The sequence below is a fragment of the Micromonospora sp. MP36 genome (assembly GCF_008119785.1).
Classification (GTDB): domain Bacteria; phylum Actinomycetota; class Actinomycetes; order Mycobacteriales; family Micromonosporaceae; genus Micromonospora.
Genome location: NZ_VSFA01000080.1, coordinates 1 through 15,233, shown reverse-complemented (window position 1 = coordinate 15,233; position 15,233 = coordinate 1). Strand labels below are relative to the sequence as shown.

The 15,233-nt window shown below is 73.6% G+C and carries 15 protein-coding genes; 1 reads left to right on the top strand and 14 read right to left on the bottom strand.

What is annotated here, in order from left to right; all coding sequences use genetic code 11:
- Window positions 1–48: 48 nt before the first annotated feature.
- The 14 genes from FXF52_RS31490 to FXF52_RS31425 all read right to left on the bottom strand — a co-directional run bounded on the left by FXF52_RS31490 (window position 49) and on the right by FXF52_RS31425 (window position 14,250).
- Complete coding sequence (locus tag FXF52_RS31490; protein ID WP_148802319.1) at window positions 49–837, bottom strand: ABC transporter permease; 789 nt, start codon at window positions 835–837, stop codon at window positions 49–51.
- Entirely contained in the window at window positions 834–1,796 is a 963-nt protein-coding gene (locus FXF52_RS31485) for an ATP-binding cassette domain-containing protein (protein ID WP_148802317.1), read from the bottom strand. Before FXF52_RS31485 ends, FXF52_RS31490 begins: the two co-directional genes overlap by 4 nt.
- 15 nt (window positions 1,797–1,811) lie before the next feature.
- Window positions 1,812–2,834 (bottom strand): 2,3-diaminopropionate biosynthesis protein SbnB, encoded by a 1,023-nt coding sequence (gene sbnB, locus FXF52_RS31480; protein ID WP_148802315.1) that lies wholly within the window; start codon window positions 2,832–2,834, stop codon window positions 1,812–1,814.
- A 10-nt stretch (window positions 2,835–2,844) separates the two neighbouring features.
- Window positions 2,845–3,834, bottom strand: coding sequence for a 2,3-diaminopropionate biosynthesis protein SbnA (gene sbnA, locus FXF52_RS31475; RefSeq protein WP_148802313.1), 990 nt, complete (start codon window positions 3,832–3,834; stop codon window positions 2,845–2,847).
- Window positions 3,835–4,265: 431 nt separating this feature from the next.
- The gene (locus FXF52_RS31470; protein ID WP_148802311.1) at window positions 4,266–5,684 is read right to left on the bottom strand and encodes an RNA-guided endonuclease TnpB family protein; all 1,419 of its coding nucleotides are present in this window, start codon (window positions 5,682–5,684) and stop codon (window positions 4,266–4,268) included.
- Window positions 5,681–6,298: an IS607 family transposase gene (locus FXF52_RS31465; protein ID WP_148802309.1), complete on the bottom strand. Its 618-nt coding sequence runs from the start codon at window positions 6,296–6,298 to the stop codon at window positions 5,681–5,683. The genes FXF52_RS31470 and FXF52_RS31465 overlap by 4 nt, the downstream gene beginning before the upstream one ends.
- A gap of 215 nt (window positions 6,299–6,513) precedes the next feature.
- The gene (locus FXF52_RS31460) at window positions 6,514–7,458 is read right to left on the bottom strand and encodes a beta-ketoacyl-ACP synthase 3 (protein WP_148802307.1); all 945 of its coding nucleotides are present in this window, start codon (window positions 7,456–7,458) and stop codon (window positions 6,514–6,516) included.
- Window positions 7,459–7,481: 23 nt separating this feature from the next.
- Complete coding sequence (locus FXF52_RS31455; protein ID WP_222870773.1) at window positions 7,482–8,201, bottom strand: 2-hydroxychromene-2-carboxylate isomerase; 720 nt, start codon at window positions 8,199–8,201, stop codon at window positions 7,482–7,484.
- A complete protein-coding gene (locus FXF52_RS31450; RefSeq protein ID WP_148802305.1) occupies window positions 8,198–9,100 on the bottom strand; it encodes a thioesterase in 903 nt (300 codons plus the stop codon). Before FXF52_RS31450 ends, FXF52_RS31455 begins: the two co-directional genes overlap by 4 nt.
- Entirely contained in the window at window positions 9,097–9,906 is an 810-nt protein-coding gene (locus tag FXF52_RS31445; protein ID WP_148802303.1) for an alpha/beta fold hydrolase, read from the bottom strand. The genes FXF52_RS31450 and FXF52_RS31445 overlap by 4 nt, the downstream gene beginning before the upstream one ends.
- Complete coding sequence (locus FXF52_RS31440; RefSeq protein WP_148802301.1) at window positions 9,903–10,829, bottom strand: beta-ketoacyl synthase N-terminal-like domain-containing protein; 927 nt, start codon at window positions 10,827–10,829, stop codon at window positions 9,903–9,905. The genes FXF52_RS31445 and FXF52_RS31440 overlap by 4 nt, the downstream gene beginning before the upstream one ends.
- Entirely contained in the window at window positions 10,819–11,946 is a 1,128-nt protein-coding gene (locus FXF52_RS31435) for a beta-ketoacyl synthase N-terminal-like domain-containing protein (protein ID WP_370518052.1), read from the bottom strand. The genes FXF52_RS31440 and FXF52_RS31435 overlap by 11 nt, the downstream gene beginning before the upstream one ends.
- Window positions 11,924–13,045: a beta-ketoacyl synthase N-terminal-like domain-containing protein gene (locus FXF52_RS31430; RefSeq protein ID WP_148802299.1), complete on the bottom strand. Its 1,122-nt coding sequence runs from the start codon at window positions 13,043–13,045 to the stop codon at window positions 11,924–11,926. The genes FXF52_RS31435 and FXF52_RS31430 overlap by 23 nt, the downstream gene beginning before the upstream one ends.
- Window positions 13,042–14,250 (bottom strand): beta-ketoacyl synthase, encoded by a 1,209-nt coding sequence (locus FXF52_RS31425; RefSeq protein WP_148802297.1) that lies wholly within the window; start codon window positions 14,248–14,250, stop codon window positions 13,042–13,044. Before FXF52_RS31425 ends, FXF52_RS31430 begins: the two co-directional genes overlap by 4 nt.
- 278 nt (window positions 14,251–14,528) lie before the next feature.
- Between FXF52_RS31425 and FXF52_RS31420 the strand changes: the two genes are divergently transcribed.
- Window positions 14,529–15,092, top strand: a complete 564-nt coding sequence (locus tag FXF52_RS31420; protein WP_148802294.1) for a DUF3995 domain-containing protein — start codon at window positions 14,529–14,531, stop codon at window positions 15,090–15,092.
- Window positions 15,093–15,233 lie beyond the last annotated feature (141 nt).

The following is a 15,233-nucleotide window of genomic DNA, read 5'->3' as shown; positions in this document are numbered from 1 at the left end:
CCCGGCCGGTCGGCGTACGCGGACCGGCCGGGCGGCGGCGGCCCGGGGTCAGCGGCCCCGGGCGGCGGCCCGGTAGGCGTGGGTGGCCAGCGCCGCGCTGACCACCAGCAGCGCGCCGATCAGCAGCAGAGAGGCGGCGACCGGGTGCCGCATCGGCAGGGCGTCGCCGGCCGAGCCCGGGTTGCCGAACAGGTCCCGGCAGGCGGCAACCACGGCGGACAGCGGGTTCCACTCGCACACCGCGCGCAGCCAGCCCGGCAGCCCGTGCAGCGGGATGAACGCGTTGGACAGGAACGTCATCGGCATGACGACGAGGAAGGCCACCGCGCTGACCGCCTCGGCGGAGCGCAGCCGCAGCCCGAGGAGGACCCCGAGCCAGGAGGCGGCGAAGCCGAGCAGGAGCAGCAGCCCGAAGCCGGCGAGCACCTGCGGCGCCCCGGCGTGCGTCCGCCAGCCCATCGCGAAGCCCACCACGGCCATGGCGACACAGGCGACCACCACCCGGGTGAGGTCGGCCATGGTCCGGGCCAGCGGTACGGCGAGCCCGGCGATCGGCAGTGACCGGAACCGGTCGTCGATGCCGTTGCCCAGGTCGTCGACCACACCGAGCGCGGTGTGCTGCAGGTTGGTGAGCATCATCTGGGCGAAGATGCCGGCCATCAGGAACTCCCGGTAGCCGCCGCCCTGCACCTCGATGACGCTGCCGAAGAGGTAACCGAAGATCACCACGTACGCGACCGGCATGACAGTCACGCCGAGCAGCCGCATCGGCACCCGGGCCAGGTGTCGCAGGTGGCGGCCCACCAGGGCCGAGGTCTCGACGGCGAGGGTGGTCATGCCGCTGCCTCCGGCTTCTCGGCGGTGCTCCGCCCGGTGAGGGAGAGGAAGACGTCGTCCAGGGTCGGCGCGCAGCTGGCGAACGACTCGACGTCGATCCCGGCGGCGTCCAGCGCCGCCGCCACGGCCGCGACGCCGGCCAGCCCGTCGCTCGACGGCAGCCGCAGGCTCGCCGGGTCCTCGTCGGTCACCGGTTGCTGGGCGGTGACGGCGGCGAGGGCCGCGACCGCGGCGGACCGCTGACCGCCGTCGCGCAGCCGGATCTGCAGCTGCTCGTCGCCGACCTTGCGCTTCAGCTCGTCCGGGGTGCCCTCGGCGATCACCTTCCCGCCGTCGAGGACCAGGATCCGGTCGGCGAGCTGGTCGGCCTCCTCCAGGTACTGCGTGGTGAGCAGCACCGTGGTGCCGCGGGCCACCTGCTCCCGGACCATCGTCCACAGGGTGCGCCGGTTGGTCAGGTCCAACCCGGTGGTGGGCTCGTCGAGCACCAGCACCGGCGGGTCGGCGACCAGGCTCGCGGCCAGGTCGAGCCGGCGCCGCATGCCACCGGAGTAGGTCCGGGCGGCCCGGCCGGCGGCGTCGGTGAGCTGGAACCGGTCGAGCAGTTCCTCGGCCCGGGCGCGGGCCGCCCGCCGGCCAAGGTGGTGCAGCACGCCAATCAGCACGAGGTTCTCCCGGCCGGTCAGCAGCTCGTCCACGGCCGCGTACTGGCCGGTGAGGCCGACCCGCCGGCGTACCTCACGCGGTTCCCGGACCACGTCGTGCCCACAGACCCGGGCGGTGCCCCCGTCCGGCGTCAACAGCGTCGACAGGATCCGCACCATGGTGGTCTTGCCGGCCCCGTTCGGGCCGAGCATGCCGAGCACGGTGCCCGCCGGCACGGCGAGGTCCACCCCGGCCAGCGCGGTGTGGTTGCCGTAGGTCTTGCGCAGCCCTTCGGCTTCGATCGTCAGGTCCACCTGCCACCCCCTCGATCAGTTCGCCGGCGGGAAGAAGTCGGCGATCGGCTGGCCGCCGCCGGCGGCGCGTACCCGGTCGAAGGCCCACGCCCCGACGGCGAGGTCCAGCACCCCGAGGCCGAAGGGCGCGAAGATCGCGGCCCGGTCGGGGTCCCGGCGGACCCGCCCGCGCAGCACGCCGGCGATGGTGCCGGCGACGAAGTCGCGGTGCCCGACCCGCTGCTCGGCCAGGTGCAGCGAGGTCCGTTCGCGGACCGCGTGGTCGACGTCGTCGGTGACGTTCTGGGCGGCGAGCACGATCTCCGGCGACAGGTCGCGCAGGGACAGGTGCAGCACCACCGGGCGGTGGGCGAACAGGGCCGGGTCGTACAGGTGCGGCTCGCCGGCCACGGTGGCGAGCACCACGAGGTCGGCGGCGCAGGCGTCGGCGGCCTCGGGCACGACCTTGACCGCACCCACCCCGTCGGCCTGCACGCCGGCGGCGAACCGCTCGGCCGCTGCCGGGTCCAGGTCGAACAGCCGGTACTCGCCGATCTCCCAGTCCAGGTCGCGCAGGAACCGGCGGACGTGCTCGGCGATCAGGCCGGTGCCGATGAAGCCGACGCTGCCGACCCGCCGGCCGCCCACCAGCTCCTCCGCCCCGAGCACCGCGGACGCCGCCGTCCGGGTCGCGGAGATCAGCGAGGACTCCAGGCAGGCGTACGGGTAGCCGGTGGCCAGGTCGTTGAGCAGCAGCACGGCCGACGCCCGAGGGATGCCGTGCCCAGTGTTGCCGGGGAAGCTGGCGATCCACTTGATGCCGGCCACCTCGAACTCGCCGCCAAGATAGGCGGGCAGCGCGATGATCCGGTCCCGGGGCAGCTGCGGGAAGCGCAGGAAGCTGCTGTGCGGCAGCGCGGTGGCCGCCTCGTCATGGGCGAGGTAGCAGCGGCGTACCGCGTCCAGGCAAGCCGCCCGGTCCGCCTCGACGGCCGCGGCCACCTCGGCCGCGGTCACCACCGTGAACGGCCGGACGGTCGGTCGGTGCGTCTCGGTCATGCTGTTCCTCTCACACCAGGGCCACGGACTGGCCGCGGTCGCGTTGGGCGACGAACCGGTCGACCCATTCCGGGTCGTACACGGTGTCGGCGTAACCGGTGCCTCGGTCGGCACACAGGAAGGCGACGGTCGGGCGCGGCCCCCGGTGGTCGGCGAAGTACCGCTCGATCGCGCTGTAGACGCTGCCGGTCGACCCGCCGGTGTACAGCCCGTGCCGCTCAAACAGCTCGTGGCAACCGCGCACCGCGTCCACCTCGGGCACGATCACCACGTCGTCGATGCTGGCCTTGCCCACCAGCGGCGGCACGATGCTGGAGCCGAGCCCGGGCAGGCGCCGCTTGGCCGGCGGGCCACCGAAGATGACCGACCCCTCGGCGTCGACGGCGACCACCCAGGCGTCCGGGTGCAGCCGCTTGAGCCGGGTGGACAGCCCGCCGATGGTGCCGCCGGTGCTCACCCCGACGAACAGGTAGTCGATGCGGGGCAGATCCGCGCACAGTTCCGCGCCGGTGAGCCGGTCGTGCGCCTCGACGGCGTCCAGGTTCGCGTACTGGTTGGGCCAGTAGACCGAGGGCAGCTCCGCCCGCAACTCCTCCACCCGCCGCAGCCGGGTGGACAGGTACCCGCCCGTCCCGTCCGGCTCGGTGACCTTCTCGACCCGGTCACACAGCCGGCGCAGGTACGCCTCCGTGCTGGCGTTGACGTTCGGATCGATCACCGGGACGAAGGTCAACCCGATCCAGCGGCAGAACGACGCGAGCGAAATGGCGAAGTTGCCCGACGAGGACTCCACGATGGTGGTCCGCTCGGTGACGTCGCCGCGCTCGACGGCCCGCCGCAGGATCCAGTACGCCGAGCGGTCCTTGGAGCTGCCGTTCGGATTGACGTACTCCAGCTTGGCGAACAGGTCCAGCCGGTCGTGACGCAGCTGCACCACCGGGGTGCGGGGCATCGCCCGCCCGACCATGGCCAGGCGCGCCAGCAGCGCCTCACGGCTCATGGTTATCACTTCCGCACTGGAACATCTCTGCTACTCCCGGTCCGGCTCGATGAAGGCCCGGCGGCTCACGTCAGGCACGCGGCGGGCGGATGGGAACGCCGCCCACGGTCGGCCACCCGGCTCGGGGTGGGCTCGGATCGAGGTCGGGGACGGCTAGCAGCCGGCTCGAGCCGCCGGTCAGGCCGCAGGCGGCCGGGCCGAACAGGGCGGGCGGCCGGGCCGAGGTCCGCCGCCGGGCCGCCGCCGTCGAGCCACGGTCGATCCCGCTTCGAGGGTGGCCGGGCAGCCTGGTTCCCGTGCGACACCGGCGGCCGCCACGAGAGGCCCGCCCGGGCCGGAACCGACCGGAGTCCGGCCCGGGTCGCACTGCAGCAGGGCGAGGACGCGGACCAGGCGCCGAAATCTCGGTCCCGGCACTCGACGACTGCTTCCTACTCGTTACTCATTGCTGAGTGGTTCGGATGTTTCGCTCTCCGCCCAGCGGTGGCTGGGCTGGAGTCCTGGACCGGCAGTCTGGTCCGGTGGCGATCGGTCCGGTCCTGCAGGATCTGCTTCACCCGCTGGTGTGGGGTGTGCAGGGCGATGTCGGGGTCGCCGGCTCTTTGCAGGATGTTGATCGCGGCGTTCACGTCTGCCTGCCACACCACCCCGCACCGGGTGCAGTGAAACCGGTCCCCGCTACGGCGGCCGAAGGCGCCGCAGTGGTGGCAGGTTTGTGAGGTGTAGGCGGCGTTGACGGGAACGTGCGCAGAACCTCTACGCTCCGACACGCTTTTCAGCGCCTCCGCGGTGACTCCTTTGGTCCACGCGGCGAGACGCCGGTTCATGTTCTTGGGAAGCTTCCTATGTCCGGTGAAGCGTTTGGTGAGGTCCTCGGCGATCACGGTGGCGGCCTTATCGACGACCTCGTGCACCGCGGTGAAGATCTCCGTACGCACCCGCGCCCGGTGCCGGGCCGCCTGCCGGTCCCGTTTCGCCGTGCCGAGGTTGTTGGTCTTGATCCGGTGCGCTTTCGCATGGTCGCCACGCGCGGTGGCGGTGTTGGCGATCGAGCGGAGCTTCGCCCGACGGCGGTTGCGCTCTTTCAACCGGTCCGACTCACGGGTCAGCAGGTCGCCGAGTTGTTCACCGTGGGATTGGCCGTCGGAGTCGGTGAGGGCTTCGGTGTAGCCCTTGTCCACCCCGACCCTCTGGTCGCCGCACGGCCGCCGCGACGACCGCATCTGTGATGCGTCGATCTGGTAGTGCACCTCGACCCGGCCACCACGCAGGATCAGCCGCAACGTGCCCGTCGGCGCGACCGTCGTCGACAGCGGGATTTTGACCAGCTTGCGGGGCTCGAGACCGGGAATCGCCAGCCACAGGCGGCCCCGCCCATCAACGGCGATGTTGTACTTGTCGGCGCGCACCACGATCTGATCGTGCGTGCGGTTGCGGCCCCGCTTCCAATGCTTGCGCATCTGCCGAGCCAGGAACGGATCCCCAGCCCATCGGTCGGCCTTCAACGCGGTGTACATCCGCTTGCGCTCGGCCGGATCGTTGGTGCGTCGGCTGATCGCCCGCCGGACGTCGACCTTGGCCGCCTCGAGGTTCGCTCCGATGTCGGCCATGGCGTCGCGGACGGTTTCCTTCCACGCATTCGCCAACACACCAAACCGGGCGTGTGTGCCGTCAGCCAGCCACCGGTCCCGCACCTGCCGGTCCCGCAACCCCGACCCGACACCGAGAATCGAGCCGTAACGCTGCCACACCTCACTACGTACCCGACCCAACCGGCGCGCCTGCTCCACCAGGGCGGCGTACTTGCCCGGATTCAGTCGGGCCGAGTAGGCGATCCGGGTGACCTTCACCGGTCACCCTCCATGGTCAAGTCCGCCCGTTTCAACTCCTTCTCGTAGCGGCGCAGACCGTCCAGCCGGCACGAGAAGGAGCCCACGACGGCCAGGAGGTCCTCGACCAGCTCCTGCCGTGGGGACAGGGACTCCTGGTTCGCGACGACAATCTCGCAGCCACCGCGCGCCGCCACATGCTCCAGGAAATCGAACCCGAACCGGGCCAACCTGTCCTTGTGCGCCACCACCAGCGTGGCGACCTCACCCCGGTCAACCGCGTCCATCAACGCCAGGAACTTTTCTCGGCGAAGGTCCAACCCGCCGCCGACCTCGCTGATCCACTCGTCCACGGCCAGACCGCGAGCGAGGCAGAACTGCTGCATCGCCGCCACCTGCGAGGCCAAGTCCGACTTCTGACCCGGCGACGATACGCGGCAGTACACCACCACCTTCCGCCGCCCGGCGTCGAAACCCGGCTGCAGCACCCTGCGCACATCCGAATCGTCGAAATACCGCTGCCCCGACGGCAGACGGCGCGCCGCGATCCGGCCCTCCGCCTCCCACCGGCGCACCGTGCTCACCGAACGGCCCACCCGCTTGGCAAACTCGCCGATCCGATAGACGCTCCCCACGACAGTCGATTATGGACAGCTCTAGAAAGGAAAGCAACCACTAGTCGCTGCTCCCCGGACACACTCGCGGGGTTGGCGCGGCCCGCCTTGCTGCCAGTCCGGGCCGAACCGCTCGTCCGGGGCTTCCCCCCTTCGGCCCCGGACGCGGCGGAAAACCGGCGCCGCCCGGCACCCGACGCCTCGAGGGCGGCGGACGCCGGGCGGTCGGCGGTGGCTCAGGGACAGCGGATCACCTGGCCGGCGTACGTCAGCCCGCCGCCGAACCCGAGCAGCAGCACCGGGGCGCCGCTGGGCACCTCCCGCCGCTCCACCAGCTTCGCCAGGGCGATCGGCGTGCTGGCCGACGAGGTGTTCCCGGACGACACGATGTCCCGGGCGATCACGGCCTGGTCGGCCCCGAGGTCCCGAGCGATCGCGTTGATGATGCGCAGGTTCGCCTGGTGCGGCACGAATCCCGCCAGCTCCGCCGGTTTCACGCCGGCCCGCAGGCAGGCCTCCTCGGCGATCGGCGCGAGCGCGGTGGTGGCCCAGTGGAACACGGTCGGGCCGTCCTGCTCGATCCGCGCCGAGCGGCCCTCGATCCGGATCGCCGGCCCTCGCTGGGCCGACCCGCCCCACACCACCGGCCCGACGCCCGGGTCGTCGTCCCCGACCAGCACCGCGGCGCCGGCGCCGTCGCCGAACAGGATGCAGGTGCTGCGGTCCTGCCAGTCGATGTAGTCGGTGAGCCGTTCCGCCCCGATCACCACCGCTGTCCGGGCGGCGCCGGCCCGGATCGCGTGGTCGGCGGTGGCCAGCGCGTACGAGAAGCCGGAGCAGGCGGTGTTGATGTCGTACGCCGCCTGCCCGGCCATCTCCAGGCTCGCCGCGACCCGGCTCGCCACGTTGGGCACCCGGTCGATGGACGTGCAGGTGGCGACGACCACCAGGTCCACGTCGGCGGGCTGGACGCCGGCCGCGCCGAGCGCCTTGCCGGCGGCGGCGGCCGCCATGTCGGCCACCGACTGGTCCTCGGCGATGTGCCGCTGCTGGATGCCGACCCGACTGCGGATCCACGCGTCGTCGGTGTCGACCAGTTCGGTGAGCTGCTCGTTGGTGAGTACCCGCGGCGGTTGGTAGTACCCGAGCCCGGCGATGCGGGATCCCTGCCAGGTGCGCACTGTCGTCTCCTCCCCTCGCCCGGTCAGCCGCAGCCGCCGGGCTCGTCGTGGTCGAACGAGCCGACCGTCGCGAGCGCCGCCACCGGGAGGCTCGCCAGCAGGTCGGCCGACTCGACCGCCGGGCCCGCACCGCGCAGCGCCCGCACCGCCGCCTCGACGTCGGCGATCCGGTCCACGCCCCAGTACCGCTGGCGGTCGACGATGAACAGCGGGATGCCGAACACCTCGTCGTGGTGCGCGCTGACCAGCGCCGCGACGCCAAGCTCGCGGATCCGGTCGTCGTCCACGGCGGCCATCAGCTCGGCGCCGGGCAGCCCGGCCGCGTCGCAGGCGGCCCGCAGCACCGCCGGGTCGCTGATGTTGTCGCCCCGGTCCCAGCGGGCCTCGGTGACGACCTGGTAGAACTGCCGCGCGCAGCCGAGTTCGCGGGCGCGCAGCCAGCCCAGCGCGGACGGCTCCCACCAGGGCGCGACGTCCACCGGCCAGACCAGGCGGTAGCCGAAGCCGGCGGCGAGCCGCTTGGTGTCGTGCAGGATGTACAGGTGCTTGGCCTTGCTCATCACGGTGTAGTGGAAGTCGGCACCGTGCGCGTCGAGTCCGGCCCGGGTCCGGGCGTCGGGGTCCCAGAAGGGCACGTACTCGAACAGGTCCGCGAAGTCCGGTACGCGCTCCTCCAGCTGCCGCAGCGCCATCCAGCTGAACGGGCTCTGGAACGAGAAGTACACCCTGGGCCGGCCGGTCACGGCGCGCTCCACAGCAGCGCGGCCTGCGTCCGCGGGTCCATGACGGCGACCTGGCCGGCGTCCGGGCCGCTGGCCACCCCGTACCCGTGGGTGATCGACCCGGTGGCGGTGTGCACGATCCGGCCGTCGCGGACCACGTAGCAGTCCATCCGGCCGCTGAACATGACGTCCTTGACGATGTCGTCGACGGTGAAGACGGTGTGCAGCTCCTCCTCCAGGTGCGCGTCGGCGAGCAGCCGCACCTGGGACCGCGTGACGGCGGGGATCCAGTTGCGTTCGGTGAGCATCCGCCGGATCGAGATGCCCCGGTCGGCGAGGTAGCGGTGCACCACCTCCTCCAGGTCGCGCACGTACCCGGAGTGCTGGATCCGGTCGGAGAACTGGCAGTGCGGGTACGGGATGGTCTCGCTCCAGCGGAAGCCCGGCCGGAAGGCCGCGGGCGGCTCGGCTGGCGGTCGCAGCGCGGCGAGGCCGGGCACCACCCGCCCGGCCAGCGCGGCGGGCAGGTCGCCGGTGATCCCGGTCGGCGCGACGAACGCGACCCGGACCTTGCCCTTGAGCACGGGTACCGGCTGCCCGTCCCGCTCGACGGTCAGCGTGACGGCGAAGGTGTCCTCGGCGTCGTTGCCGCCCGGCGCGGGCGTCGCCTCGGCGTGCACCTCGTCGTCGACGAAGACCGGGCCGGGCAGCCGGACCGAGTGCTCCACGATGGACAGCTGGACGCCGGCCTCGTGGAACAGCTGGCCGGGGCCCGTGCCGCGATCGCGGTAGTGCTGCAGCACCGCGTCCTCGGCCAGGTACACGAACTGTTTGAAGCCGACCCAGGTGCCGATGTTGGCACCCTCGTACCGCGGCCGGCCGCGATACGTCGTCGGGTGGGCGTCGAGCAGGACGGTCATGCGGAAACCTCCAGGGTCGGACCGGCCGGCGACAGTGCCGGCACGACGCGGTCGAGGAACTCGGCACACTCGGCGGCCACCTCGGTCGCCTGCGTGATGTGACAGAAGTGGCCGTAGTGGGGGCGGATGCGGACCTCCGCCGCGGGCAGCACGGCGAGCGAGTTGGCCCGCACCCCGGCCAGCCGCTGGTCCGCCCGCCCGGCGAGGACCAGGATCGGGGTGTCGACCTGCCCCAGCGCGGGCCGTGGCGTGGCGAGCAGCCGGTCGAGCACCAGGTCGGCGGCGCCGTCCGGCACCCGTTGCAGGGCCTTGTCCACCATCGCGGCCAGCAGGTCGTCGGCGACGTGGGCGGCGCGCGGGCCGAGCCGGGCCCGCAACCCGTCGGCCACCACCTGCCGGATCGCCGCCCGGGTGCGGGCGATCAGCACCGGATGCGGGGCCCGGTCGGCGGGGCGGACCAGGGGCGCGAGCAGGACGGCGGCGCGGACCGCCGGCGCCGGCCCGGTGGCCAGGTGGTCCAGTACGGCGTTGGCGCCGAAGGAGTGGCCGAGCAGCACGTCGACGGGTTCGGGCACGGCCGCCAGGGCCCGCCGCAGCCACGCGGCGGGTCCGGCCGAGTCCACCAGGGACCGGCCCGGGTCACCGCTCCACGGAGCGTCCACGGCGTAGCAGCGGTATCCGGGGCCGAGCCGCGCGGCCAGGTCCTGCCAGGTGGTCCCGTTGTCGGCCAGGCCGTGCACCGCCGCGACGACCCGGGGCCGCCCGGGTGGCGGGGCGGCACCGGCGGCAAGCAGCCGCCAGGTCATGTCCGGTCCCCGTCGCGGCACAGCCGCGCGGTGGCGAACCCGTCGCCGGCCGAGCCGCAGGTCAGCACCGCCTCGGCGGCGTCCTCGACGCCGGCCGGTCGGGTGGCCGGGTCGGTCAGCCACCGGGCGGCGAGCGCGGCCTGCAGCACCCCGGCCGCACCGTATCCGCCGCCGATCAGGGCGGCCAGGTCCGGGCCGTCGCCGGATCCGCTGCCGCAGGCCAGCCGGATGGTCCGCGGCCCGCCGGCCGGGACCGGTTCCGGGGCGCGGTGCCGGCGTACGGAGTGCAGCCGGACCCCGCCCGACCCTTCGGCGGGGGCCAGCACCACGCAGGCGGCCATCCCCTGCGGCGGCCCGGGCAGGGTCCCGCCGGCGGCGCGCAGCCCAGCCGCGATCTCGTCGGCCGGTTCGGCGCCCACCACGACGGCGCGGTGCGCCCGGCCGCTGCGCACCAGCAGGGCGCCGAGCCGCACCGCGTCGAGCCCGCCGGTCGCGCCGGAGCAGACCATCAGGTTGGGGCCGGTGAAGCCGTACCGGATGGCGATACTGCTGGCGATGATGTTGCTCGACGCGTTCGGCGCCTGCATCGGGCTCACCCCGCGCAGACCGCCCGCGCGTACCTGGTCGACGATGTCGCAGACGGTGGCGACGTTGCCGAGGTTGGAGCTGACCACCACGGCGGTCCCGGCGGCGTCCGGCACCGGCCCGGTCGGCCGGCCGGGCGGCAGGCCTAGGGCCCGGTGCACGGCGCACATGGCGAGCCGCACCGCCGGCTCCTTGAACAGCAGACCCTTGCGGCCGAGCAGGGTGTGCGCCTCCTCAGGGCCGCAGTCGGGCTCGGTGGCCGAGGCGATCAGCCGGTCGGGCGCGATCCCCGGCACGTGTACCGTCGCGGCCGCGACCAGCACCCGGTCACCGCTCATGCCGCACCTCCACCAGGCAGACGGCGTTCACGCCGCCGAATCCGAACGCGTTGACCTGGGCGATCCGGGCGTCGGTGCCGGCCGGCCCGCCGACCACCAGCCGCAGCGGGGCCGCCTCGGGGATCGGCGTGCGCAGTCCGACCACCGGCGGCACCTGGCCGTGGCGCAGCGCCTCGACGGCGACCAGCAGGCTCATCAGCCCGGCGCTGCCGGAGGTGTGCCCGATCGCGCCCTTGATCCCGGTGACCAGCGGTCCGGGGCGGGCGTCGGTGAACAGCCCGGCCAGCACGCCGGCCTCGGTCGGGTCGTTCAGCGCGGTGCCGGTGCCGTGCGCCAGCACCAGCCCGACGTCGGCCGGGTGCAGCCCGGCCCGCCGGTAGGCGTCGGCCATCGCGGCGCGCAGGCCGTCCGGGTCGGGCGCGGTCTCGTGGTACGCGTCGCACGACATGCCCACCCCGCGCAGCCACACCGCGGCGGCGTCGTCCGGGGCCCGCTGCACCACGACGGCCACCGCGCCGTCGCCGAGCAGCACCCCCTTGCGGTCGGCGTCGAACGGCCGTACCGCGTCGCTGGACTCGTCACCGACCCGCCCGATCATCGCGAGCATGCTCTCGGTCATCGCGTCCGCACCGCAGGCCAGCACCGCGTCCGCCTCGTCGAGCTGGAGCAGGTCGGCGGCGAGCGCGAGCGCGTGCGACGAGGCCGAGCAGGCGTTGGAGACGGTGACGACGTCCTCGACGCCGGGCAGCGCGGCGCGTATCGCGGCCCCGAAGTGCAGCGCGTCCAGGTCCACCGGCTGCCCGTCGGCCCGCCACCGTTCCACCGCCCGCAGCTCGCGCAGCCCGGTGCCGACCAGCACGACGACCCGCTGCCGGGCGCAGTCGAGGCCGGCCTCCCGGGCCGCCGCCGCCACGCACTCGGCCAGCCAGGCGCTGGCCCGGTACGGGCGCTCCGGGCCGGCCGCGTCGACGTGGTAGCCGTGGCGGACGTTGACCCCCGCCGGGGCGACGTACCGCAGCGGTTGCCGGCCGGACTCCCCGGCCAGCAGCGCCTTGTACGTCTCGACGGTGTCGCCGAGGCTGCTGCGCATGGCGCTACCGGTGATCGCGAGCCGCACGCCCGGCTCCCTTCAGGACGGCAGCGCCGACGGCGCCGTCGACGGTGCTGGCGACGATCAGCGACAGGCACCCGTCGTGCTCCGGCGCGCCCCGGTGGTGGGCCAGCACCGCGGCGACCTGGAGCGCGCCGGCGGCGGTCGGGCAGTTGCCGGCGAGGTCGCTGATCGCCACCCGGTCGGCGTCCGGGCCGACCACCTCGTCGAGCGCCCGTTCCTCGGCGGCGGCTCCGGAGGTGACCACGGTGGCCAGGTCCTCGGCGGCGACGCCGGCCTGCGCCAGCACCCGGCGCACCCGGTCGGCGAGCGCCGTGGCGAGGTCACCGCGGTCGCCGGTGTGGCCGAGGTCGACCGCGATGATCTCGGCGACCGGGTCGCGGCCGGCGGCGCGCATGGCGGCCGCGTCCTCGACCAGGAAGACCGCCCCGCCCTCGCCGCCGACGGTGGTCGGCGCCGCGGCGGTGGCGTGCTCGGCCCACGCCATCTGCGGGGTGTACTCCTCCACCGCGCCGACCAGCAGCGCCTGCGCGCGGCCGCGCCGCAGCACCGTCATCGCGTAGCGGAGCCCGGCCAGGGTCGCCATCCCGCCGCCGGCGAGGGTGGTGTTCACCCCGCGCAGCTGGTGCCAGATGGCCGCCTGGCCGGCCGCACAGTTGAGCACGGTGTTGGGGAACAGGATCGGGTTGACCAGGTAGGGCTTCTCCTGCACCAGGGTGTCCCGGCTGTAGTCGCTGGTCGACTGGAGACTGCCGACGTTGGTGCCGAGCACGACGCCGACCCGGTCCCGGTTGTCGTCGCCGACCACGAGGTCGCTGTCGGCCAGCGCCTGGCCGCAGGCCAGCACGGCGAAGGCGGTCCGCCGGTCGAGGAAGCTGGTGCCCTTGCGGCCCAGGTGGTCGCGGGCCCGGAACCCGGCCAGGCCGTACGCCCGCGGGTCCGGAACGGCCTCGTCGGTCAGCGCGGCCGCGTCGACCGTGCCGTCCCGGCCGGTACGCAGCCCGGCGGTGAACTCGTCGGCGCCCAGCCCGTACGGGGAGAGCACCCCCCACCCGGAGACGCCGAGCGCGAAGTCGCTGGTGGGCGGATCGGTGGTCACGGTCATGCGAGCCGTCCAAGGATCGTGATGGCGTTGTTGCCGCCGAAGGCGAATCCGTTGACCTGGACGATGCGCGGCTGCTCGGGGCGCGACTCGTTGGGCACGACGTCCAGGCCGGTCATCGCCGGGTCGGTGGTCACGTGGTTGATGGTCGGCGCGAGGAAGCCGGCCGAGATGGCCAGCGCCCCGGCCAGGGCGCTGAACCCGCTCGCCGCGCCCATCGTGTGGCCGAGCATCGACTTCACCGAGCTCATCGGCGGGAGCCGGTCGCCGAAGACCTCGCGGACCGCCGCGTACTCGGCCGTGTCGTTGGCCGGGGTGGCGGTGCCGTGGGCGCAGATGAAGTCGACCTCGTCGGGCTTGACGCCGGCGTCCTGGTGGGCCAGCCGCATGCAGCGGGCCACGCTCGTCGCGTCCGGCGCGGTCGGGTGCTTGGCGTCGCAGGTGAGCCCGTAGCCGAGCACCTCGCAGTAGACGCGGGCGCCGCGGGCGCGGGCCGAGTCCAGGCTCTCCAGGAACAGCGCCACCCCGCCCTCGGCGGTGATCACCCCGGCGCGGTCCTGGTCGAACGGCGCGCACCGCTCGGCGGCGAGCGCCCCCAGCCGGTAGAAGCCGGCGTGGGCCCACCGGCACACCGAGTCGGCCCCGCCGACCACCATGTAGTCCTGCTCTCCGGTGGCGATGGCGTCGAAGGCGTACCCGAGGGCGTAGTTGCTCGCCGAGCAGGCCGTGGAGACGGTCAGCGCCGGGCCGGTGAGGCCCAGTTCCCGGCTCACCGCCTCGGCGACCCGTCCCGCCGGCAGCTGGCGGGCCAGCCGCTGCGGCGTGCCCGGGTACCCGTGGGCCAACCAGTGCTCGGTGAGCCGCTCCACCACCTGGGACTCGCCGCTGGTCGTACCCATGCAGACGCCGACCCGGTCGGACCGGTCCGGGACGTCGGTGGCCCCGGCGTCGGTGAGCGCGAGCCGGGCCGCGGCGGCGGCGAAGAGACTGCTGCGGCCCCATTCGGCCGGGTCGAGCCGGGTCAGCAGGCGGTCGGGGGCGAACTCGTGCACCTCGCCGGCCCGGTCGGTCAGGAAGCCGCTGGTGTCGAAGCTGGCGATCGGCGTGATGCCGCTGCGCCCGGCGCGCAGTGCCGTCGTGAAGGCGTCGATGCCGATGCCGATGCTCGACACCGGCCCGAGCCCGGTTACCACAACCCGTCGGTTCATCACCCAGGAGTCCTTCGTGAGTCCTTGGGCCGCGTCCGTCGGCGAGCGCCGCGCGCCGCCCCGTCATCCGCAGCGTGGTCGGGTTCTCACCGTCGAGCGGCCGCCTTGTGACGGCCTCGCGGCGGCCTCGACGTCGCCTCGAACACCGCGCCGTCGAGCGAACGTGGAGGCCGCTTCGAGGGGCACGGCAAAGCCTTGCCACGGAAGGCGGACGCGGTGGCACCGTCGTCCACCGATACGATCTCGATCGACGGACGTACCCGACCACGGGAGGACCGGTGACCCGGAGCACCGCAGCGAGCACCGACGGCCAGCGCGGCGGCGGTTCCGTCGACCCGGCGCGGCGGGCCGGCGGGCGCCCCGGTCCCTGGGTCGCCTACGGCGCCTGCGTCTGGTCGCTGTTGTTCGCCGCGCTCAGCTTCTACTGGGCGGCCGGAGGTCGGGTCGGCACCGGCACCATCGGCCCGGCTGTGGAGGGGCCGGCGCTGGCCCGGGAGCCGGGCTTCGTGGCGTTGCTCTGGGCCACCGCGGTCCTCAAACTGGTCGCCGCGGCACTGGCCCTCGCGCTCCTCGACGGGCGTCCCCGCTGGCTGCCGCGCTGGATGCTGCTGCTCGCCGGCTGGGGCGCCGCCGCCCTGCTCTCCCTGTACGGTGTGGCCAACCTGGCGCAACACCTGCTGATCGTGGCCGGGGTGGTCGAGGTCCCCGCCGGGCTCGGGCGGGCCGCGCTGCCCTGGCACCTGCTGCTCTGGGATCCGGTGTGGCTCTCCGGCGGCCTGCTGTTCACCCTGGCGGCAATCCGCTACTCGATGCTTAGCATACGAACGGTACGGCACAAATAGGTAAACTAGTTCGATCATGTGCCGTAGGATCTTGCCGAGTTGGCACGAAACAATAGAGACTTACCGTTCGCGGGGACAGTTCGGCGAAAGGTAAGAGACCAATGGAGCCAAGCGCGCTCGCCACGGGATTCTTTATCGCGA